This window comes from Mediterraneibacter flintii, from assembly GCF_055387595.1.
In genome coordinates this window covers 2,258,975-2,279,759 of sequence record NZ_AP031405.1, presented here as the reverse complement: position 1 = coordinate 2,279,759, position 20,785 = coordinate 2,258,975, and the positions used below count along the sequence as shown (strand labels likewise).

Annotated in this window: 16 protein-coding genes; 11 read left to right on the top strand and 5 right to left on the bottom strand. The window is 38.7% G+C overall.

Annotated elements, in window-relative coordinates; all coding sequences use genetic code 11:
• Nucleotides 1-101 precede the first annotated feature (101 nt).
• Nucleotides 102-1,163 (top strand): SurA N-terminal domain-containing protein, encoded by a 1,062-nt coding sequence (locus ACZ5C4_RS10735; protein ID WP_464520980.1) that lies wholly within the window; start codon nt 102-104, stop codon nt 1,161-1,163.
• A gap of 84 nt (nt 1,164-1,247) precedes the next feature.
• Here ACZ5C4_RS10735 and ACZ5C4_RS10730 read toward each other — a convergent pair whose 3' ends face one another.
• Together ACZ5C4_RS10730 and ACZ5C4_RS10725 are read right to left on the bottom strand one after the other, a co-directional pair.
• Entirely contained in the window at nt 1,248-1,733 is a 486-nt protein-coding gene (locus ACZ5C4_RS10730) for a cytidylate kinase-like family protein (protein ID WP_186874263.1), read from the bottom strand.
• Nucleotides 1,734-1,797: 64 nt separating this feature from the next.
• Nucleotides 1,798-3,000 carry an FprA family A-type flavoprotein gene (locus tag ACZ5C4_RS10725; RefSeq protein ID WP_464520979.1) on the bottom strand — a complete coding sequence of 401 codons (1,203 nt, stop codon included), beginning with the start codon at nt 2,998-3,000 and terminating at the stop codon, nt 1,798-1,800.
• A 262-nt stretch (nt 3,001-3,262) separates the two neighbouring features.
• Here ACZ5C4_RS10725 and ACZ5C4_RS10720 point away from each other — a divergent pair, with 262 nt between their 5' ends.
• The 3 genes from ACZ5C4_RS10720 to ACZ5C4_RS10710 all read left to right on the top strand — a co-directional run bounded on the left by ACZ5C4_RS10720 (nt 3,263) and on the right by ACZ5C4_RS10710 (nt 8,010).
• Complete coding sequence (locus ACZ5C4_RS10720) at nt 3,263-5,398, top strand: Dam family site-specific DNA-(adenine-N6)-methyltransferase (RefSeq protein WP_464520978.1); 2,136 nt, start codon at nt 3,263-3,265, stop codon at nt 5,396-5,398.
• A 19-nt stretch (nt 5,399-5,417) separates the two neighbouring features.
• On the top strand, nt 5,418-7,418 hold the full coding sequence (locus ACZ5C4_RS10715; protein ID WP_464520977.1) for an AlwI family type II restriction endonuclease: 2,001 nt from the start codon (nt 5,418-5,420) through the stop codon (nt 7,416-7,418).
• A 244-nt stretch (nt 7,419-7,662) separates the two neighbouring features.
• Entirely contained in the window at nt 7,663-8,010 is a 348-nt protein-coding gene (locus ACZ5C4_RS10710; protein WP_186874265.1) for an arsenate reductase family protein, read from the top strand.
• A gap of 677 nt (nt 8,011-8,687) precedes the next feature.
• On the opposite strand, the gene ACZ5C4_RS10705 is transcribed toward ACZ5C4_RS10710, so the two are convergent.
• The 3 genes from ACZ5C4_RS10705 to ACZ5C4_RS10695 are packed head-to-tail and all read right to left on the bottom strand — an operon-like array spanning nt 8,688 to nt 10,538.
• Nucleotides 8,688-9,644, bottom strand: a complete 957-nt coding sequence (locus tag ACZ5C4_RS10705; protein WP_464520976.1) for a DUF4097 family beta strand repeat-containing protein — start codon at nt 9,642-9,644, stop codon at nt 8,688-8,690.
• The gene (locus ACZ5C4_RS10700; protein WP_464520975.1) at nt 9,641-10,225 is read right to left on the bottom strand and encodes a DUF1700 domain-containing protein; all 585 of its coding nucleotides are present in this window, start codon (nt 10,223-10,225) and stop codon (nt 9,641-9,643) included. Before ACZ5C4_RS10700 ends, ACZ5C4_RS10705 begins: the two co-directional genes overlap by 4 nt.
• On the bottom strand, nt 10,218-10,538 hold the full coding sequence (locus ACZ5C4_RS10695) for a PadR family transcriptional regulator (protein WP_464520974.1): 321 nt from the start codon (nt 10,536-10,538) through the stop codon (nt 10,218-10,220). The genes ACZ5C4_RS10700 and ACZ5C4_RS10695 overlap by 8 nt, the downstream gene beginning before the upstream one ends.
• Before the next feature lie 228 nt (nt 10,539-10,766).
• Here ACZ5C4_RS10695 and ACZ5C4_RS10690 point away from each other — a divergent pair, with 228 nt between their 5' ends.
• From ACZ5C4_RS10690 to ACZ5C4_RS10660, 7 genes are all read left to right on the top strand, one after another.
• Nucleotides 10,767-11,438: a response regulator transcription factor gene (locus ACZ5C4_RS10690; RefSeq protein ID WP_464520973.1), complete on the top strand. Its 672-nt coding sequence runs from the start codon at nt 10,767-10,769 to the stop codon at nt 11,436-11,438.
• Nucleotides 11,439-11,479: 41 nt separating this feature from the next.
• Nucleotides 11,480-12,511, top strand: a complete 1,032-nt coding sequence (locus ACZ5C4_RS10685) for a sensor histidine kinase (protein ID WP_464520972.1) — start codon at nt 11,480-11,482, stop codon at nt 12,509-12,511.
• A 177-nt stretch (nt 12,512-12,688) separates the two neighbouring features.
• Complete coding sequence (locus ACZ5C4_RS10680; protein WP_464520971.1) at nt 12,689-13,453, top strand: ABC transporter ATP-binding protein; 765 nt, start codon at nt 12,689-12,691, stop codon at nt 13,451-13,453.
• Nucleotides 13,450-15,444 carry an FtsX-like permease family protein gene (locus tag ACZ5C4_RS10675; RefSeq protein ID WP_464520970.1) on the top strand — a complete coding sequence of 665 codons (1,995 nt, stop codon included), beginning with the start codon at nt 13,450-13,452 and terminating at the stop codon, nt 15,442-15,444. The genes ACZ5C4_RS10680 and ACZ5C4_RS10675 overlap by 4 nt, the downstream gene beginning before the upstream one ends.
• Nucleotides 15,445-15,613: 169 nt before the next feature.
• Nucleotides 15,614-16,858, top strand: coding sequence for a redoxin family protein (locus ACZ5C4_RS10670; protein ID WP_464520969.1), 1,245 nt, complete (start codon nt 15,614-15,616; stop codon nt 16,856-16,858).
• Between the two features lie 21 nt (nt 16,859-16,879).
• A complete protein-coding gene (locus ACZ5C4_RS10665; RefSeq protein WP_464520968.1) occupies nt 16,880-17,344 on the top strand; it encodes a GNAT family N-acetyltransferase in 465 nt (154 codons plus the stop codon).
• 145 nt (nt 17,345-17,489) lie between these two features.
• Nucleotides 17,490-20,783, top strand: a complete 3,294-nt coding sequence (locus ACZ5C4_RS10660; protein ID WP_464520967.1) for a DUF5717 family protein — start codon at nt 17,490-17,492, stop codon at nt 20,781-20,783.
• The last annotated feature ends 2 nt before the right edge of the window (nt 20,784-20,785 follow it).

Sequence of the window (20,785 nt, the reverse complement as noted above, 5' to 3'; positions counted from 1 at the left end):
TCAGAAGGGGGTGTGTGTCTGCAAAAAACAGGGTATAATATATAAGTTATTCGGGGTACTCGATAGAATTTTGCCCGAAGAAATCTACTTAGGAGGATAGTATGAGACCGTTTAGGAAGAAAATAGTCATCTCGGCAGCAGTTTTGGCCCTGGCAGTAACTGGGGTTACAGGATGTAAAGCTTCGGACGATGCCGTTGTAGTAGAAGTTGGGAATGAGGAGATTCCATTTGGCGTTGCGAATTTCTATGCAAGAATGCAGCAGGCGCAGTATGAAACGTATTATGCAAGTATGATGGGTACAACAGCGGAAGCAATGTGGGCACAGGAAACGGAAGAGGATAAGACCTATGAGGAAACCACAAAGGAGAGTATTCTAAAGAATCTGGAAGACATGTATCTTCTTTCCCAGCATAGGGAAGAATACGATATAAGTATTACCGAGGAAGATGAAAAAGCAATCGCAAAAGCGGTGGGAATATTTGATGAGGATAACAGTCTGGAGGACAAAGAAATGGTCTCCGGATATAAAAAGAATGTGGAGAAAATACTGGAGCTTGCAACAATACAAACGCGGATGAAAGAAGCAATGACGGCGGATGTGGATACAGAGGTTTCTGATGAGGAGGCAGCACAGAAGGGTATGCAGTATGTGTACTTTTCTTATACGACAACAGACGAAAGCGGAAATTCTGTAACACTGACAGATGAAGAAAAAGAAGCGCTTAAAACAACGGCACAGGAATTTGTGGATAATCTAAATGCAGATGAAACAAGAAATATAGACACTGCGGCCGCAAATGCAGGACTGGAAGTGCAGACAGCAACATTTGATTCTGAATCGACCAGTCCGAATGCAGATTTAGTTGCGGCGGTAGATGCGCTGGAAAAGGAAGGGGAAATTGCTGGACCTGTTGTGACAGACAGCGGGATATATGTAGCCAAGCTTACTAGTCTTTTGGACAGAGAAGCAACCGATGCAAAAAAGACAAGCATTGTGGAAGAACGTAAAGAAAAGCAGTATGATAAATTGTTAGAAAAATGGCGGAATGATACAGAGATTAAAGTACACAAAAATGTGTGGAAAAAAGTAGATTTTGAAGACCAGGGCGTGACGATTCTGGAAAGCCCAGATGAGTATACGGACGAAACAACAGAGGAATAATGTAAAATGAAAAAAGGGGTTGTCACTGAATTTCGTTTTCAGGACAGCCCCTTTTTTAGAAATATAATTTGCGATACATGGTATTTAAATATATTCTAGTTTTTCAAAATAATGCATCAGAATATCCGGACAGTTATCAATGCCAAGCTGTGAAGTATCTAGAATCATATGATAATCATTTACATCTCCCCATGTTTTACCTGTATGTTCATAATAGTAAGCAGCACGCTGTTCATCTGTGGATTCAACTAATTCCTTTGCTTGTTCATAGGTAAGAGAATATAATTTTATGATTCTCTGTATCCGATCTTCTTTTTGAGCACATACGAAAATGTTCAGTACATTCAGCTTATCCTTGAGTATATCAGAAGCACAACGTCCGAGGATAATACATGGGTGCTCTGCAAGCTTACGAATTGCCTGCGCCTCATTTTCGTATATATGGTCATTTAGCTGTTGCTCAATGGAAGCTTTATCATAGACAGGGATATGAAGTCGTTTAGAAAGCTCTTCCGCAATTACGCTGGCACCAGTTCCGAAACGACGGCTCATAGTAATGACTAACTTCATAATAACTCCTCCTTTGTATATGCTGTACATTATAACACTAATCTGTAAAAAAATGAAGAATTATCTATTTGAGCTCTTCTGCTACTTTTTCTGCGAGTTCCTTTAATAGCTGTGTATGCTCCGTTTTCAAAGCAGATTTGACGGCAAAATTTTCTGTAATAAGACGAATATTTTTCATTTCGTTTAGCTTTGCCTCTATTAGCTTCGCCGATTGAGGAGCCCAGCTTCCGTTGCCAAGTACAGCAAACGTGCGGTTTTGTACAGAAAGTGCTTTCATATCTTCCAGATAATTATCCATGAGTGGATAGATGCCATTATTATAAGTTGGAGCAGCAAGGATGATATGGCTGTATTTAAAGGTATCGGAAATCAATTCAGAAACATGTGTTTTTGAGATATTGTGGAAACAGATCTTTTTTACGCCTGCTTCTGCAAGCATAGAAGCAAAGATTTCAGCCATATTTTCTGTATTTCCATACATAGAAGCCGCCGCGATCATAACACCTTTCTCTTCCGGCGCATACTTACTCCAGGTGTTGTATTTGTCCAGAATGTAAGAGAGATTATTTCTCCATATTGGGCCATGAAGAGGGCAGAGCATCAGGATATCCAATCCGGCTGCTTTTTTTAGGACATTTTGTACCTGCATGCCATACTTACCGACGATATTTGTATAATAACGTCTTGCTTCATCCAGCCAGTCGCGGTCGAAATCAATTTCATCATTAAAAAGATTGCCGTTTAAAGCACCGAAAGTTCCGAACGCGTCGGCAGAGAAAAGGATTTTGTCTGTTTCATCATAAGTCATCATAACTTCCGGCCAGTGCACCATAGGCGCCATAACAAAGTGTAGGGTATGTCTGCCAAAATTGAGAGAATCTCCTTCTTTTACTGTAACCGTTTTACCTTCTGTTTCTAGATCATAAAACTGGTTGATTAAGGGAAATGTTTTTGCATTTCCAATTATTTTAAGTTCAGGATAACGCAAAAGAAGATCTTCGATCAAAGCACAATGATCTGGTTCCATATGATTTACAATGAGATAATCTAAGGAACGTCCGTTTAAGGCTGCTGTGACATTTTCAAGAAACTGCCGGCTTATTGCAGCGTCAGCAGTGTCTAAAAGCACAGTTTTCTCATCCATTAATAAGTAAGCATTGTAAGATACGCCTTTAGAAAGCGGAAAAATATTTTCAAATAGTTCCAGGCGTCTGTCATTTCCTCCAACCCAGTACAAATCCTCTGTTATTTTTCTGTAATTATGCATTTGTGAGTTCCTCCTTTATATTATAGAAAAGATAACATGCAATTATAAGGTTACTGCCGTATCTATTTTAACATAAAAGTGGAAATTAGCAAGACAGGTACTTGTTTTCGTACAAAAAGTATCATTAAACATATACATATTAGCATCCGTTTTAGGGGAGAGTATTTTAGAATTAGATTGAAAAAATATTAAATAATGATATAATTAAGAAGAAAAGTGTCCAATAAAAAGAAAAATATGTTGCATAAATGGAGATGAGATTATGAGTTATTCAGCAACAAAGCTTGCGCAAAAATTAGACATTTCTAGATCATATCTATATTATCTGAAAGATAATAGTGCGATAGAATTTGAAATGAATGAAAAGGGCAGAGTGATATGGAACGAAGAAGCTTATCGAAAACTTCAGGAATATATAAAGAAAAACAAAGTTGAAAATGCTGTGGAACAGTATGAGATAACAAAGGATTATAAAACGATCAAGATTAATAATCGTCGATATTTGGGGAATAAATATAAGTTACTGCCATTTATTACAAAAATTGTTGAAGAAGAATGCAACAATATAAATACTGTTGCAGATATTTTTGCCGGTACGGGTGCAGTTGCTTCTGCATTTGTTAATAAAAAACTTATTACAAACGATATTATGTACAGTAATTATATATGTCATGTGGCATGGTTTAGTAGTGAAGCATATTCCGAAGAAAAAATTGTTGAACTTATTACAAACTATAATAAATGGCATGTATTTGAAGATAACTATATGAGTGAAAATTTTTCAGATACATACTTTTCACTTGAGGATTGCAGAAAAATAGGTTTTATAAGACAGGATATAGAAGATAGATATGGTTCGGGGAAAATTAATTTTCGTGAAAGAGCTTTGCTTATAACATCTTTATTGTATGCGATGGATAAAATTGCTAATACGTGTGGTCATTATGATGCATATAGACAGAGGGGGAGATTTGAAAAGCATTTGGAATTATTAGTTCCGGAGCCGGAATCGGAGTTAAATACCAACAATGTGTGTTGTAATATGGATACAAATGAACTCGCACCTAAAATAGAAGCGGACTTAGTTTATATTGATCCACCATATAATTCTAGACAATATTGTGATGCATATCATTTGCTTGAAAATGTAGCTAAGTGGGAAAAACCAGAGGTATTTGGTGTGGCGCGAAAGATGGATAGAACAGCATTAAAGAGCAAATATTGTACACAGAAAGCAACCTCGGCATTTAAAAATTTAATTGAATCTATTCATGCAAAGTATATTTTATTATCTTACAATAATATGGCAAATAAAGGGAATGACCGTTCTAATGCAAAGATAAGTGATAAAGACATTATGAGAATTTTAGAAAGAAAGGGAGAAGTTAAAGTTTTTGCGGAGGATTACAAAGCGTTTTCCACAGGTAAATCAGAGATTAAGGCAAATCAGGAAAGATTGTTTTTATGTATCTGCCGTAATGAGAAAAAAGAGGTGCTCCCTTCTGCTTTGAATTATACTGGTGGTAAGTATAAATTGCTTTCACAGATATTACCGTTGTTTCCTCAAGATATAGATCGGGCAGTAGATTTATTTTGCGGTGGTTGTAATGTGGGAATAAATCTAAATTGTAATAAAGTATTGTTTAACGACAGTAATCAGTATCTTATGGGATTATTGAATACATTTAGAAGAATGTCTAAGGAAAGTATATTTAATTGGATATATTGCACTATAAAGAAATATGGGTTATCGTTAGTTAGCGAAAATGGATACGAATTTTACGGTTGTGATAGTTCAAAGGGATTGGGAGAATATAACAGATCGGGTTACAAAAAGTTAAGAGATGATTTTAATAAAAAAGAAATACGGGATGATGAGTATTTCCTGATGTTATATTTGTTAATCGTATATTCATTTAATAATCAATTACGTTTTAATCAAAAAGGAGAGTTTAATCTACCAGTAGGAAAAAGAGATTTTAATTTGAAAATGCAAAAGAAATTAGCAGCATTTATTGATAGAATTAAAAATAGTGATTATAGCTTCAAAAATGTTGATTTTAGAAACATAAGTATGGCTGATTATACAGATAAGAGTTTCTTCTATGCTGATCCTCCATATTTAATTACCTGTGCAACATATAATGAGCAATCAGGCTGGACTGAGAATGATGAAAAGGATTTATTGAACTACTTGGTGCAACTGGATAAAAAGGGGATTCGTTTTGCACTGTCAAATGTGTTGGAAAGTAAGGGGAAGAAAAATATTATTTTGTCCGAATGGATAAAAATGCATAAGAAATTTAAAGTAATTCCGTTAAATTATAATTATAGAAATTCAAATTACCATACTAAAAAAGATGGAGCGACGAAAGAAGTATTGATTGTAAATTATTGATAAAGGAAGAGGATATTCTATGGCAAATAAAATTGGATTCAAAAGTTATTGCTGGGCTATTGGCACGACAAGTTATCGAACAGACAATTTTAATATGAGCATTGAGAGGCAGCTGCAACTGATGAAGCGTTTCCGCAGGCTGAAAGAAAATGAAGGAAAGAAGTGGAATAGTAATAATATTTTTCAGGCAGAATATTATAATTACCTGAAAGAGAATGCATTTGTAAAGGGCGATGCGGGAAGACCTGATAAGGATGCAAGAGAGAAAACTTCAGGATTGAAGGATATAGGGTTGCTTGACGATGAACGTAATTTAACGGAAACAGGTCTGGAACTTTTGAAAATTACAGAATCAGATGATTTTACATCAGATAATTTTTTGGAAATTCCTAAAGATAGTTTTTTGTATTTAAAACAGTTGTTAAAAACTGCGAATATTGTCGGAGAAAAGACTGTCAGACCATTTGTAGTATTTTTGTATGTTGTGAACAAGGTAGAATATCTTACCAATGATGAATTTACATACTTGCTACCATTATGTGTTGATGAACATACAACTGAAAAGATAATTGAATGTATCAAAGAAGCCAGAAGCACCGGTAAAGAGAGCTATGAAGATATCATATTGTCAGTTTTGATGGATATGGATAATTACCGGAAAGCGTTAGACTTACTTCAAACGGAACCGATATCAGAAGAATTGATTTGCAATGTTGGTATCAACAGAAAAAGTACAAAGTATGACAGACCGTATTATAAGTTGTATATGATACTGAAAAATATCGTTTTCTCTAAGGAAAATGCGGTATTAGAATTTTATGAAGCTACAAAAAAACTAACCAATAGTAAAATTGGAGGTGCATGGAGAAAATATTTTTTTAATAGTACTGCCAGAAATGTGATATTAAGAGAAGGCGTAGGTGTCTTGAATTCAGTTCCTATTTTAAGTGCTTCTTCAATGGAACAGTTTAATGAGGAATTTTTTAAGATTATGCATCTGTTTAAAGCAAAAGCAACATTGTCAGATTATTTTGACTTGAATAGGCGATATTTTAAAATTACTGATATAGTTCTGTTTGAGGATAACAAAGTAAAACTTGATGTGTTGCCAAAATGTTATATTGAAATGATAGGTGAGTATTTGTTGGAAATTGCTTTTGAACAGACGGAACTACTACAAAAGAATGTTGATTTACAGGAAATCGCTCCATTCCTTGATATAGACACGAGTTTACTTTATCAGAAACTAGAACGGGTTCTCGGTATAAGTGTATCCACTAAAGAGATGGCTCAAAAAGTTATAAAAGATGAGCGATATGCAAGATTTAACAGGATGATAGATGAGAAATTTGATAAAAAGACTCTTATTGCATTGTTCAATGATTTTGAGAGTAGAAATGATGATGAAATAAGAGGTATAGTTACGGACAATGCGGATATTCCGACTATCTTTGAGTATGTACTTGGTGTAGCATGGTATATAATTAGTGGACGCAAAGGAGATGTGCTTGAATATATGAATTTATCACTGGAAGCTAACCTGTTGCCAAAAACGCATGCTGGAGGAGGGGAAGCAGATATTGTATGGAAGTACGAAGAAACATATGCCTATCCAAAGCATGCTCTACTGATTGAAGCTACTCTTTCAGATGGCTCTAACCAACGTAGAATGGAGATGGAACCCGTTTCAAGACATCTGGGAGATTATTGTTTGGCACATCCTGATGATGAAGCGTACTGTGTTTTTATAACAACATATTTGAATAATAATGTAATATCGGATTTTAGAGCTAGAAAAAACATGCAGTATTACAATATGTCTGGGACAGAATACATCTCCGGCATGAAGATATTGCCAATACAGACCAGTGAATTAAAGACCTTGATAAAATTTGATGTTAAGTACCCGCAAATTTATAAAATGCTTGATACAGCGTACAATAGAGAAGGTGCGCCTAAAGAATGGTATGAGAATAATATTGTACGGGAAACTGTTAGGTATAACGGAGAAGAAATGTGATATTTGCGAGGAAAACAATTTATATAAAAATAAGTAATTGGAAAATTTAGAAGCGTGGAAGAATTTCTCTAAATAGTAATAGGTTTTTTGCATCTAATAATGAAGTGGTACCAAAGGTTAAAGGAGATAGTGCCTTAATAACAGCAAAAGAACAAAAAGGATTAGCTAACTTAATAATATTTAAACAAAATCGATTAGGGATGACCATGAAGAAATCATGATAGATAGAGAAGGGAGAAAAAGTATGTTATTTGTATGTTATCCAAAATGCAGCACCTGTCAGAGAGCAAAAAAATGGCTGGAGGCAAACCACATTTCTTTTGAAGAAAGAGACATCAAAACAGAGAATCCATCTGCCGTTGAGCTAGAAGAATGGTACAAAAAAAGCGGACTTCCACTCAAGAAATTTTTCAATACAAGTGGAAAACTTTATAAAGAAATGCAGCTGAAAGAAAAATTGGCATCGATGAGTGAAAAAGAACAGCTTAAACTTCTAGGACAAGACGGTATGCTTGTAAAACGTCCCATTCTCGTTACAGAAAAAGAAGTATTGGTAGGATTTAAAGAAAAGGAGTGGGAGGAGAAAATATAAATTTAACTGACGAAATGCATTCCTCGTCTGGAAGAAAAGCTTTAGCAGAAGGTACGCAAAAAACACTGTATCAGAACACAGGGCAGGACCCGCTTTACCTCATCCGTTCGAGTGGTTCTAAGCACAAAGCATCTGTGTGTCCATTGGAACACGCAGATGCCCTGTACTAAGAACCAGGCGAACTGTATTCGGAACACTCCTTGTCAATGCCCTGCTTATCTGACACAGTGTTTTTGCTGTCACTTCCAGCCAGAAGTTTTTACCCCTCCATTCGGAAGGCATTTTGTTAGTTAAATTTCATAAAAAAGAAATCGACTTCACACTGCCATGAGTTCCTAACCAGAAAAATTTGTTTATTTCCGATTGGAAATATATTGCAGCGTGAAGTCGATTCTTTTTTGTTTGAAATTATAAACTTAAGCTGGCGAAAGTGTAAGCGAGGGAGGGCGTGTGTTGCAAAAGTGAGGAATTCCGGCGAAGCCCTGACGAACGTTGCAATACACGCCCTCTTGCGCGAACCATTTCGTCAGCTTCCGCAGTGCCAGCTCAATTCCGCATACGCTTCATTTCGCTATCGGCAGTCGCCGAATGAAAAGAAACAGACAAACTTCTGCTTACATGCAAGCATGACACAGAGTTTGCCTGTTCTTTTCGCACTGCTTGTTGCTTCGTTAAATTTATAAATTTTTGACTTCTATATCTCCGGTGTCTACGGTAATATGGATTGTTTTATTGGTTTCTCCATCGGTTTTATAGTATTCTTCCATGACTTCGTCTTCGGAGTAGTAACCTTTTGGTGCATCTTCTGGAAGGTGTATACTTCCGAAGTCTGTGTTCAAATCGAAGGTATACATTTTCAGTGCTTCAGGCAGAAGAAGGGTCATGTCTCCGAAATCATTTTCTCCATTGAAGGAATCTAGTGTATTTGCTTCCATGTAGAAATCACCGGAATCTATCTCAACAGATGCTTCTTTTCCTGAAAAATCTTTTAATGTGGAGTCACCGAAAGCATTTATAAGAGAGAGTACCTCTGCGTGGACAGATTTTGTGACAACATCACCGGCATCCATATCCACTGTCAGATTTTTAAACGAAGAATCTTCTATATTTAAATCGCCGTAATCGAGGGTTATATCTGCCGTATCAGCAGAAATCGACGAGACGGAGAGATTGCCGGCATCATTGTAAACAGTCAGTGTTCCAAGTGCGATGTTCTCGGGAACATACAGATTACAGTAGGATTTTGTATTGGACATATTTGAAAAATCAAAGCCGAAGTTAATAAAGGAAATGGAAGAACCGTCCTGACTAAGATACAGTGTATCACCTTTTACTTCGTATGAGGGCTCATTGTAATCTCCGTCCAAAATATATTCTATATAGTAGTTTTTGTCATCGGAGGGCAGAATGCGGATGTCTGCCATGGAATTTATGTCAATCTGTGCATTTTTGAAAGAATTTATTTTCGTCTTTTCAAGTCTATATTCTGTCTGCGAGGATACAGAAACAATTCCTTTTTGCGTCCAGGAGATTCCAGGGCGTCCGCCTGCGGCGAAGCCGATACCTGTAAAGAGAAGTCCGGCTGCCATTAAGGAACAGGAGAGAAGTAAAATCCTTTTTGTTGTTTTTTTCATTTTTCGCGTCCTCCTTTTGTGATTTTTCCAAGTGAACAAGTCGTCTTTTTCAAAAACCATTTAAATAGTAAAATAGCACCATATATACAGAGAATACCTGCGCCCAGAGCAAAAATCCCCAAACCTAAATTACATAGCCCGTCAGGAAATGTGTGAAACAAGAGAATACCGCCTCCCAATATTCCCAGGATACCGACTGCTGCTACCGCTATAGCACAGAGAATCAGAGAAAATAGAAGAACGAATACTGTAAAAATCAAAGCCACTGCGACAACGACAAAAGCAAGCATAAGCGGCAGGGCGATTGGCGCCGCACATACGCCCAGGATTCCTACCCAGACGGCGGAAAGTCCTTTTTTCATTGTCTTTGGCGGTTCTTCTATATTTTGTTCGGCAAGATTCATAATCAATTCTTTTGCAGCTTCCTCAGGAGAACCAAGATCCGCAATTGCCTGTTGTTCATTTTCAGGACCGGCATCTTCAAAATATTCATCAAAATAGGCAAGCGCCTTGTCATAATCTTCTTTTGGCAGACGGCGCAGTTTTCTTGCAAGCTGTCTCATATATTCATTTTTATTCATTTGAAATTCCTCCCTTTACAATGTCGTCGATAATTGTTTTATAAGCTTCCCATTCCTTGAGCAGCTCTTGCTGATGTCTGCGGCCGTCTTCTGTAATAGAGTAGTACTTACGGTTACGGCCTTGATACTGCATATCGTAGGCTTCTACCAGGCAATTTTCCTGAAGTCTTTTGAGAATCGGGTAAAGTGTGGAGTCCTTTGTGTTGGAAGCACGTTTGATAATCTGACTTATCTGGTAGCCGTAAGTGTCCCCCTCGGCGATGACAGATAAGACGAGAAAATCAAGCATAGGCGCATTTAAAGTAAATGTCATAGTACACCAATCCTTTCTATATAATAATTTTAAATATATATAAATTAAATGTATATATTTAATATGGTTATATTATATATTATATAATATATAATGTCAATAGGTATTTGAAAAAAATCATAGGATACTTGTTGAAAGATAAGAAGATAGAGTATAATGAAAAACAGATTTTAAGGAATCTTAAAATTGTGAAAAAAGAGAAGAAAAGAATGGAGACAGGAGGCATATATGTATAAGATTTTTATCGTAGAAGATGATATTACAATTGCGCAGAGTGTGAGAAAACACTTGGAAAAATGGGATTATACAGTATGTGTGGCACAGGATTTTCATAATGTCATGGAAGAATTCGCTGCGTTTGGTCCAGAACTTGTATTGCTGGATATTCTGCTTCCATTTTATAACGGTTATCATTGGTGTACAGAAATAAGAAGAAATTCCAGAGTGCCGATACTGTTTCTGTCATCTGCAAGTGATAATATGAATATTGTCATGGCAATGAATATGGGCGGAGATGATTTTGTGGAGAAACCGTTTGACCTAAATGTGCTGACGGCGAAAATACAGGCTCTTCTTCGAAGGACATATTCTTTTCAAGGACAGGTCAATTTATTGGAGAGAAATGGCGCGTTTCTGAATTTGAGTGATGCTACACTGACATATAAAAATGAAAAAATAGAATTGACAAAAAACGATTTTAAAATATTAAAAGTACTTATGGAAAACGCTGGGAAAATTGTAAAAAGGGAAGAACTGATGCAGCGTTTGTGGGAGAGCGATACATTTATTGACGACAATACACTGACAGTAAATATAACGAGAATACGAAAAAAATTGGAGGAGGCAGATTTAAGAGAGTTTATAAAGACTAAGAAAGGAATCGGGTATTTGATAGAATGAAAAAGGTGTTTGCGGCGTATTTGAAAAAGAGTTGGAAAAATATGCTCTTTTATTTAGGATTTTTGGGTATCCTTTATCTGGTGTTGTATCTATATAATATCAGGCAGGATGCATTAAGATATATGGTTTTGCTTGGAGGCTTCTTCTGTTTGGCAGCAGGGACGTTAGGATTTATACATTATCTTCGACATTATGAGAAAGTGGCACAGGCAGTAAAGGGATTGCCAGATGAGCTGGGAGAATTTCCAGAGTCAGAAGAAATAACAGAAGAAATTTATCAGAGCAGACTGACGGAGCTATTTGAGGATAAGAATACGTTGGAATCTAAGATGCGTATCGGATATCAGGAAATGCAGGATTATTATGGAATGTGGGTACACCAGATTAAGACGCCTATTTCTGCAATGAATCTGTTGCTTCAGACGATGGAAGAAAATAATGAAGAACAGAGAAAAGAGGCAGTGAAAGAATTAAAATTGGAATTGTTCAAGACAGAACAGTATGTGGAAATGGTACTGACCTATTTAAGAGTCGGAGATATTTCTTCTGATATGATGCTTTGCTGGTATAAAATAGATACTCTGATAAAGCAGGCTGTTCGTAAGTATTCACAGATGTTTATTTTAAAAAAGATAAAGCTGAATTATGAAGGATGCAGTCAAATGGTGCTCACAGATGAAAAATGGATGGTATTTATACTGGAACAGATTTTGTCCAACGCCTTAAAGTATACGAAAAAAGGAGCCATTTCTATCTATACAGAGCCGGAGAAAAATTTGGAAGCCGGAAGTGTTGCTATGCACGAAAAGGAACGAGAGGAAAGCGGACACAGTGTACTTGTAATAGAGGATACAGGTATCGGAATCAGTAAAGAGGATTTGCCGCGGGTTTTTGAAAAAGGCTTTACTGGATATAACGGCAGACAGGATAAAAAATCAACGGGAATCGGGCTGTACTTATGTAAGTCAGTTTGTGAGAAATTAAACCATGAGATTGCGATTTATTCTGTGCAGGGAAAAGGGACGAAAGTAGTGATCGGCCTTTCACGCAGAGAGCTTCACTGTGAAGACTAAAGGATATGTATCCCGCTAAAAAGACAGCAACATTACAAAAATGTAAGAATTGGGATTTGAATTGTAAGGGAAGGTTATGGCAGAAGGAAGACGTAGCTCTTTATAATTTAAGAAGAGTCAGGAGCAGACTATATTTTGTTGCCTGATTCTAGAAAAATGAAAGAAAGGCGGGATACTATGGCATTATTGGATGTAAAAAATGTAAAGAAAATTTATACAACAAGATTTGGAGGAAGCAAGGTTCTGGCATTAAAGGATGTCAGCTTTTCTGTGGAACCGCAGGAGTACGTGGCAATCATGGGAGAGAGTGGTTCAGGAAAAACAACACTTCTTAATATTCTGGCTGCATTAGATAAACCGACCAGTGGAAAAGTCTATTTAAAAGGAAGAGATTTAAGCCAGGTAAAAGAGAAGGAAATGGCGGCGTTTCGCAGGCAGAATTTGGGATTTGTATTCCAGGAGTTCAACCTGTTAGATACCTTTTCTGTGGAGGACAATATTTATCTTCCTCTTGTACTGGCGGGAAGAAAATATGAAGAGATGCACAAGCGTCTGCTTCCTATAGCGGAACAGTTGGGGATCATGGACATCTTGAAAAAATATCCATATGAAGTATCAGGAGGACAGAAGCAGCGGGCGGCAGTTGCGAGGGCGCTGATTATAAAGCCACAGCTGATTCTTGCAGATGAACCGACGGGGGCATTGGATTCTCGGGCTTCGGATGAATTGCTGAATCTATTCACGCAGATCAACCAGAGTGGGCAGACTGTTTTGATGGTTACCCACAGTGTAAAGGCGGCAAGCAGTGCCAAAAGAGTACTGTTTATCAAAGACGGACAGGTCTTTCACCAGATTTACCGAGGATGTCAGACGAATGAGGAAATGTATCAGAAAATTACAGCCGCACTGACCGTCCTGACAACAGGGGGTGAGCTGAAGTGAGTAAGGTGTTCTATTTTAAACTGGCATTTACAAATTTGAAGAAAAACCATAAAACATATATCCCTTATCTTCTGACTTGTATTATCACGATTATGATGTTTTATTGCCTAAGCGCTGTTTCGAGAAATTCCGGCCTGGATCAGATGAACGGAAGTGAAAGCCTGAAATGGATTTTAAAATATGCAGTCTGGACAACAGGAATCTTTGCTGTGATATTTTTGTTCTATACAAATAGTTTTCTTATCAGACAAAGGAAAAAAGAATTTGGTGTATATCAGGTTTTGGGGATGGACAAAAGGAACTTAATAAAGATGGAGATCTGTGAAACCGTTATTACTGCAGCTGTCAGTCTGACGGCAGGACTTTTGCTGGGGATGTTGTTCGGCAGATTGATGTTTTTGCTTCTTTTAAAGGTGGTGCAGTTTCCAGTGCCGCTTTCTTATTCGGTGGAGCCTATGGCACTTCTGCAAGGAGCGCTTTTATTTCTGGGAATTTTTACAGCGACGCTTATTACCAACCTATTTCAGGTAGGAAGTGTAAAACCGGTTGAACTGCTCAAAGGAGAGAGCATAGGAGAAAAAGAACCGAAAACGAAGTGGCTGTTTGTATTGGTTGGAATCGTAACTCTTGCAGGCGGATATTATATCGCACTTACGACAGAGGAGCCACTGACAGCGATTCCCAAGTTTTTTATAGCCGTTGTATTGGTGATCATAGGCACCTATTGCATGTTCGTGGCAGGGAGTATTGCTCTTTTAAAGACGCTGAAAAAGAAGAAAAAATATTACTATAAGACTAGGCATTTTATTTCGGTTTCCGGTATGATATACCGTATGAAGCAAAATGCAGTAGGGCTTGCAAATATCTGTATTATGAGTACGGTTGTACTGGTTCTGATATCCATGACGGTATCCTTGTATGTGGGGATTGATGATGTGATAGCGACACGGTATCCTACAGATTTCAAGACAGAGCTCTATATGCCTGAGGAAGGAATGAAGGAGAGGGCAGATCAGATCGTAAAAGAAGAGGCTAAGGCAGCAGATGTCACAATCAAAGACTTAGCAGAATACACATCTGGAAATCTGTCTTGTATATTTGATGGAGGGGACGAAATAGTAGTAGATATGACGAAAGCAGACGAGAACATTTCTACCTTGTCTGAGGAGTACTGTCAACTGATCTTGCTCCCTGTTTCCGATTACAATGAGCTGGAGAGCACAGATGTGACACTTATGGAAAATCAGGTTCTAGTTTTTTCATCAGGTTCTAAGCCATATACTGCAGATACGCTGAAGTTGGGAGAAGGTACGTATGAGGTAAAAGAAAAACTAAAAGGTATGCGGATAGAAGAAGGGACGATGTCCAATGTGGTTAAGAACATTTATGTGATTATGTCTGATGAAACACAGATAGATAACCTGGTGCGTCGATACGGAATAGAAGGTGCAAACGCGTTAAGCTATAATATTGAATTTAATCTGGAAGGGAAAAAGGAAGTAGTAAGCAGCGCAATGAAAAACATGGAAGAGAATATTTCTGTCCAAATCGGGGAAAGTGCAAGGACAGAAATCCGCGAAGAGCACAAGGCGGACTTCCTGCAGATAGACGGCGGATTTTTGTTCCTGGGAATCTTTGTCGGCGCTCTGTTTCTGATGGCGACTGTGTTGATTATTTACTATAAACAAATTTCGGAAGGGTACAGTGACAGGGACAGATACCAGATTATGCAGAAAGTAGGAATGGGCAAACGGGAAGTTGTACGCTCCATAAAAAGCCAGGTAATGACGGTGTTTTTTCTGCCTCTTGCGGCGGCAGTGCTGCACTTGGGCGTCGCATTTAAATTGATGGCAAAGCTTCTGGAAATCATGTATTTGACGAATGTTCCGTTATTCGCTCTCTGTACAGGAGCAACGATTCTGGTTTTCGTGGTATTTTATGTGTTCGTGTTTGCTGTGACATCCAGAGAATATTATAAAATTGTAAGATAAAAGGAATCATGGTATAATATGAACACTTAGCGAGGTTTTTTACGAGATTAGTGTGAGTCATACCTGTTCCACTTGGCGAGGTATTCCACGAGCTTAGTGGACATGGTATAATGAACGCACCTAAGTCGGAGAAGTTAAAAACTAGGGAAAATAAGAAGAGGAGGAAGAAATGGGATTTCAGTTAGAAGCGAGTATTCCCGCGATTACTGTATTTTTACAAGGTCTGTTGAGTTTTTTTTCTCCTTGCGTACTTCCGTTGGTTCCCTTGTATCTGGGATACCTCTCCGGCGGCGTTCAGGGAGAAAGAGACTTTTCAAAATATAGAGGGAAGTTATTGTTTCATACGGTCTGCTTTGTCGTTGGGATCAGTGCAGCCTTCTTTCTGATGGGGGCAGGTGTCTCTGCAGCAGGCAGTTTTCTGCATGAACATCAGGCACTATTCGCAAGAGCAGGAGGGATTTTAATTATCTTGTTCGGGCTGTATCAGTTGGGTGTTTTTGGAAAGTCTAAAGTGCTGGGAAATGAACACCGTCTGCCGATTCATTTGGAAAGGTTGACGATGTCTCCTCTGACAGCACTTTTGTTTGGATTTACCTTCAGCTTTGCATGGACACCCTGTGTAGGGCCGGCCCTGGCAAGTGTTCTTGTGATGGCGGGAAGCGCGCAGACACAGGCAGTAGGCTTTCTTTTGATCGGTGTATATACAGCAGGATTTGTGCTGCCATTTCTGGCAGTAGGTCTGTTTACGGCAAAAGTACTGCGTTTTTTTAAAAAGCATGGAAAGGCAGTGCGCTATACAGTAAAAGCCGGCGGCGTTTTAATGCTATTGATGGGCTTGATGATGTTTACAGGAAAAATGAACGCTGTGACAGGGTATCTATCGGGTACAGGGACAAAGCAGGAAACAACGGTGGAAGAAAATACGCAGCAGGAGAAAAAAGAACAGGGAGAGAAACAGGCAGACTATGATTTTACTCTGCAAGATCAATATGGAGAAGAACATACGCTTTCTGAATATAAAGGGAAAGTCGTATTTTTAAACTTCTGGGCAACCTGGTGTCCTCCATGTAAGGCAGAAATGCCGGATATTCAGAAATTATACGAAGAATATGGAGAGAATGGAAAAGAAGCAGAGGTAGTGATTCTTGGAATCGCCGCCCCAGGTTATGGAAATGAGACCGATGAAGAGGGAATCAGACAATTTTTAGAAGAAAATGGGTATACTTACCCTGTAGTGATGGATTCCAGAGGGGAAGTCTTTGCACAGTATGGAATTACTGCTTACCCGACTACCTTTATGATTGACAAAGAAGGTGACATCTTTGGGTATGCACAGGGACAGCTTTCGGAAGATGTGATGCGAAGCATCATACAACAGACGCTGGACGGAAAAAAGAATAGTAATAAAAAATAGACAGAAGGGAAGGAGAGACGTATGATTCGAAAATTGGAAAAGAAAGACAGGGAGTTATATATTCGGATGGCACATGATTTTTATCATTCTCCCGCAGTCCTGCATCCTATACCGGATGTATGCTTTGAAAGGACGTTTGAGGAATGTATGCGTCCGGAAGGATATGCAAGGGGATATATTCTGGAATGGGAAGGAGATACGGCAGGATACGGGCTGATTTCAAAGAGTTATTCACAAGAAGCAGGAGGATATGTATACTGGCTGGAGGAACTATATATTCTGGAAGCGTATCGGTCTAAGGGACTGGGAAGTGAATTTTTGCGTTATGTAGAAGAGACAAAGGAACCGCAGGTGACAAGGCTGCGTCTGGAAGTGGAGGAGGAAAATGTAAGAGCGATCGCCTTATACAAACGCTGCGGGTACGAGGTGCTGAAATACGTGCAGATGGTAAAGGACAGCCAGAGGGAGGATGTATCAAAGGCATAATACGTGTATACAATCCGAACAGAATTTCTTCTATTCTGGCATTGCAAGAAATACTACAATAATGCTATAATCTACTGTAGTATGTCAGCGTCAATGTTCTGGCGCTATGCCATGTCAAAAGAAGAAATATGAGTAGGTGACTGACTTGAAGAATAAAATCAAACGATTTGCAAAGGGAGATTTTCATATTCCTCAGCCGGAAATCATATTTCCGGAAACGCGGATTATCATGCGTGTCGGGGAGGGTGAAGAATACAGAGGAAGCTTTTCCTTGCAAAATGAAGGAGAAGGAACAATCAGAGGGCTTGTATATCCCTCTTCTTTTCGTGTGCATTGTGACGAGCAGGGATTTGATGGAAATCCGGTAAATATTTATTATACATATGATGGAACGGGATTGGTTCCAGGACATGTAGAGCATGGCAAATTCACGATTGTCTGCAATGGCGGAGAGTTTGATATTGCATTTACTGCAATCATAGAAAAGCCGTTTGTTATGACAAGCTATGGGAAAGTACAAAGCCTCGAGGATTTTAAGAAGCTGGCTTTTAGAGACAGGGCTGAGGCTGAAAAGCTGTTCCGTTCCAGAGATTTCTATGAAATATTGAAATATGAGGATAAGCGGATTCAGGCTTTATATGACAATATGCGCAAATGGGAATTAAACCAGCATGCACTGGAGGAATTTCTTGTCGGCTGTAAACAGAAAGAAAAGATTTTTCTGACATTGGAGGAAGAAAGTCGTGCCTTTATCTCTCTGGAGGAAGCCAGGAAAGAGACCTTTACCGTGAAAAAGAATACGTGGGGGTATCTGGAAATGGACGTGAGGGCAGAGGGAGATTTTCTTTCTGTAGAGCATACGCGGATCACGACAGAAGAATTTATCGGCAATTCCTACCGTTTGGAGTATTTTATTACAACTGAGAACCTGCATAATGGAAGTAATTTCGGACAGATCGTGCTGGAAACACCGTATGAAACCCTTTCTTATGAGATTGTGGTGGAGAAAAATGTAAAAAGAGATGAAGAATACAGAGCAGCAGATCAGGAGTTTGCAGGAATTATAAAAAGCTATTTAAACTATGAGGCGGGAAAGACAGATATCAATACATGGGCGAAAGAGGCCTTGAAGCGGATTGAACATTTGCGTGATATAGACAGCAAAAATGAGGTGTATCTGCTGGTACATGCGCATATCTGCCTGCTTGGAGGAATGACGGAGGAGGCAAAATGGCTTTTAGAATCCTATAATTACAATCGGTTTGAAATTGGCAAGGATGTAGAGATGAGTTCGTATTATCTCTACCTTACGACACTTTTAAGCAATGACAGTATCGGGCAGCGTCGAGTGGCAGAGGAGCTTTCAAAATCCTATATGAAACATCCGGAGAGCTGGAAGATTTTATGTATGCTTGTGAATGTGGATTCAGAATACAAGATTTACAGCGAGAGACTGCGGGCGTTAGAAAAACAGTTCTATGAAGAAAAATCCCATAGTATTTGGTTTTATCTGGAAGCGTTCAGGTGTTTCCGCGATAAAAGTTCCTCTCTGAAAAAGCTGGGAATGTTTGAAGTAAGAGTACTTTTCTTTGCAGTAAAATATAAGATGATGACGAAGGAATTGGCTCTTTATACTGCGAATCTTGCAAGTCAGTTAAAAACCTTTGACAAGCATCTTTATGATACATTGGTACTGTCTTATGAGATGTATGAGGAATCGATGATTCTGACAGCTATCTGTACGCTTTTGATCAAAGGAAACCGTATGGAAAGTACCTATTTTAAATGGTATGAAAAGGCAGTAGAGTCAGAGTTAAAGATAGCACAGCTTTATGAGTACTATATGGCGGCAGCGGATCCACATTATTTCAACAAAGCTTTGCCGCGTTCTGTGTATTTATATTTTATGCATGGAAATAATCTGGACTATCACAAATGTGCATTTTTGTATGCAAACTTAATTACATATGAAGATGAAGGAAGTGAAATCTATGCGCATTACCGCGATGAAATGGAGGCGTTTGCCTGGAACCAGTTGGATCGCAGACACATAGATGAACTGCTTCGGGTGATTTATAAAAGATTTATTGTGGAACGTTCTATGAATCCAGAGAGGGTAAAAGCGCTGTATGATATTTGCCATGCATATGAAATTACGACAAAAGTACCGAATATGAAATTTATCCATGTGATTGCAGAGGATGGCTCAGTTACGCAGAAGGTGCCGTATACAGACAATGGCACGCAGGTCTTTTTATATGCAAAGACAGACAGGCTTGTATGGGAGGGAAAGGACGGAAGACATTATACTGATTCGATTCCTTATGACAGCAAGCGCCTGTTCTATGAACTGCGGTATATGGACATGTGCCGAAAGTTTATCAACGGACTGAAAAGGAGTAAGGAAGAAGAGCAAGAGCAGGAGTTGAACCTTCAGATTGTCAGGGCACAGGGAATAGAGAAGTATTCAGAAGAGGAAATGTTCGGTTTATGCAGCAAAACGATTCGGGAGAGCAATTATGAATCCGATGACTTTTTGACTTATATATGCTTTGAACTATTTAAACGCGGACAGTATGACAAGGTGATACTGACTTATCTTGCAAATTATTACTGCGGCGCGACCTCTGATATGAAATGGCTCTGGAGAGAGGCAAGAGAATATGAAGTACATACACATAAACTGGCGGAGCGAATTCTGACACAGATGCTGTTTTCGGAAGAGGTGTTTCAGGAAGCGGCAGTCTTTGAAGAATACTATGCGGAAGGCGCGTATTTCAGGCTGCAGCAGGCGTACTTGGCGTATGTATCCAGAGAATATGTGGTGGAGGAGAGAAAGGTTGGGAAAAGTATCATTGACATCATCTGCCGCGAGTACGAGAAGGGTGAGGATACCATTGACATATGTAAAATCGCAGTCTTGAAATATTACGCACAGAGAGAATATAGTTCGCAGACACGCAAAACATTGAAAAAATTTCTTCAGGAATTGTGCGGAAAGCAGCTCTATTTCCCATTCTTTTTACAGTATGAAAAGGATTGGCTGATTGAGCTGCAGCTCTGGGATAAGACGCTGATTGAGTATAAAGGGCAGAAAGGAAGTCGGGTAATGCTGTATTACCAGCTTCAAAAGGGCAGTATGGAGCCGGCAGATTATTCTACAGAAGTGCTTACACCTATGTATGAGAACCTGTATGTCAAAAAATTTGTATTGTTTGCCAATGAAAAATTAAAATATTATTTTAAAGAAACCATAGATGGAAATTCCTACCGCAGCAGCAAGGAAAGCTGTGAACGCGAGGCGAAAAAAGGGGAAGCCGGAAGATATGGGCGGCTCAACGATATTCTGTTGGAGGAAGAGAAGGAAAAGCAGCAAAAAATGATGCGGGCCTACGCTGTGGAAGATGCGGTGGCAGCGCATATGTTTATACAATATTAAGG

What these genes read in the sequence shown, in the direction of transcription:
- ACZ5C4_RS10685 (WP_464520972.1), top strand. Translation starts at nt 11,480, where the DNA reads ATGCTCTTTTATTTAGGATTTTTGGGTATCCTTTATCTGGTGTTGTAT.
- ACZ5C4_RS10730 (WP_186874263.1), bottom strand. Translation starts at nt 1,733, where the DNA reads ATGAAGTTAGTCATTACTATGAGCCGTCGTTTCGGAACTGGTGCCAGC.
- ACZ5C4_RS10705 (WP_464520976.1), bottom strand. Translation starts at nt 9,644, where the DNA reads ATGAAAAAAACAACAAAAAGGATTTTACTTCTCTCCTGTTCCTTAATG.
- ACZ5C4_RS10700 (WP_464520975.1), bottom strand. Translation starts at nt 10,225, where the DNA reads ATGAATAAAAATGAATATATGAGACAGCTTGCAAGAAAACTGCGCCGT.
- ACZ5C4_RS10710 (WP_186874265.1), top strand. Translation starts at nt 7,663, where the DNA reads ATGTTATTTGTATGTTATCCAAAATGCAGCACCTGTCAGAGAGCAAAA.
- ACZ5C4_RS10680 (WP_464520971.1), top strand. Translation starts at nt 12,689, where the DNA reads ATGGCATTATTGGATGTAAAAAATGTAAAGAAAATTTATACAACAAGA.
- ACZ5C4_RS10725 (WP_464520979.1), bottom strand. Translation starts at nt 3,000, where the DNA reads ATGCATAATTACAGAAAAATAACAGAGGATTTGTACTGGGTTGGAGGA.
- ACZ5C4_RS10670 (WP_464520969.1), top strand. Translation starts at nt 15,614, where the DNA reads ATGGGATTTCAGTTAGAAGCGAGTATTCCCGCGATTACTGTATTTTTA.
- ACZ5C4_RS10720 (WP_464520978.1), top strand. Translation starts at nt 3,263, where the DNA reads ATGAGTTATTCAGCAACAAAGCTTGCGCAAAAATTAGACATTTCTAGA.
- ACZ5C4_RS10665 (WP_464520968.1), top strand. Translation starts at nt 16,880, where the DNA reads ATGATTCGAAAATTGGAAAAGAAAGACAGGGAGTTATATATTCGGATG.
- ACZ5C4_RS10690 (WP_464520973.1), top strand. Translation starts at nt 10,767, where the DNA reads ATGTATAAGATTTTTATCGTAGAAGATGATATTACAATTGCGCAGAGT.
- ACZ5C4_RS10695 (WP_464520974.1), bottom strand. Translation starts at nt 10,538, where the DNA reads ATGACATTTACTTTAAATGCGCCTATGCTTGATTTTCTCGTCTTATCT.
- ACZ5C4_RS10715 (WP_464520977.1), top strand. Translation starts at nt 5,418, where the DNA reads ATGGCAAATAAAATTGGATTCAAAAGTTATTGCTGGGCTATTGGCACG.
- ACZ5C4_RS10735 (WP_464520980.1), top strand. Translation starts at nt 102, where the DNA reads ATGAGACCGTTTAGGAAGAAAATAGTCATCTCGGCAGCAGTTTTGGCC.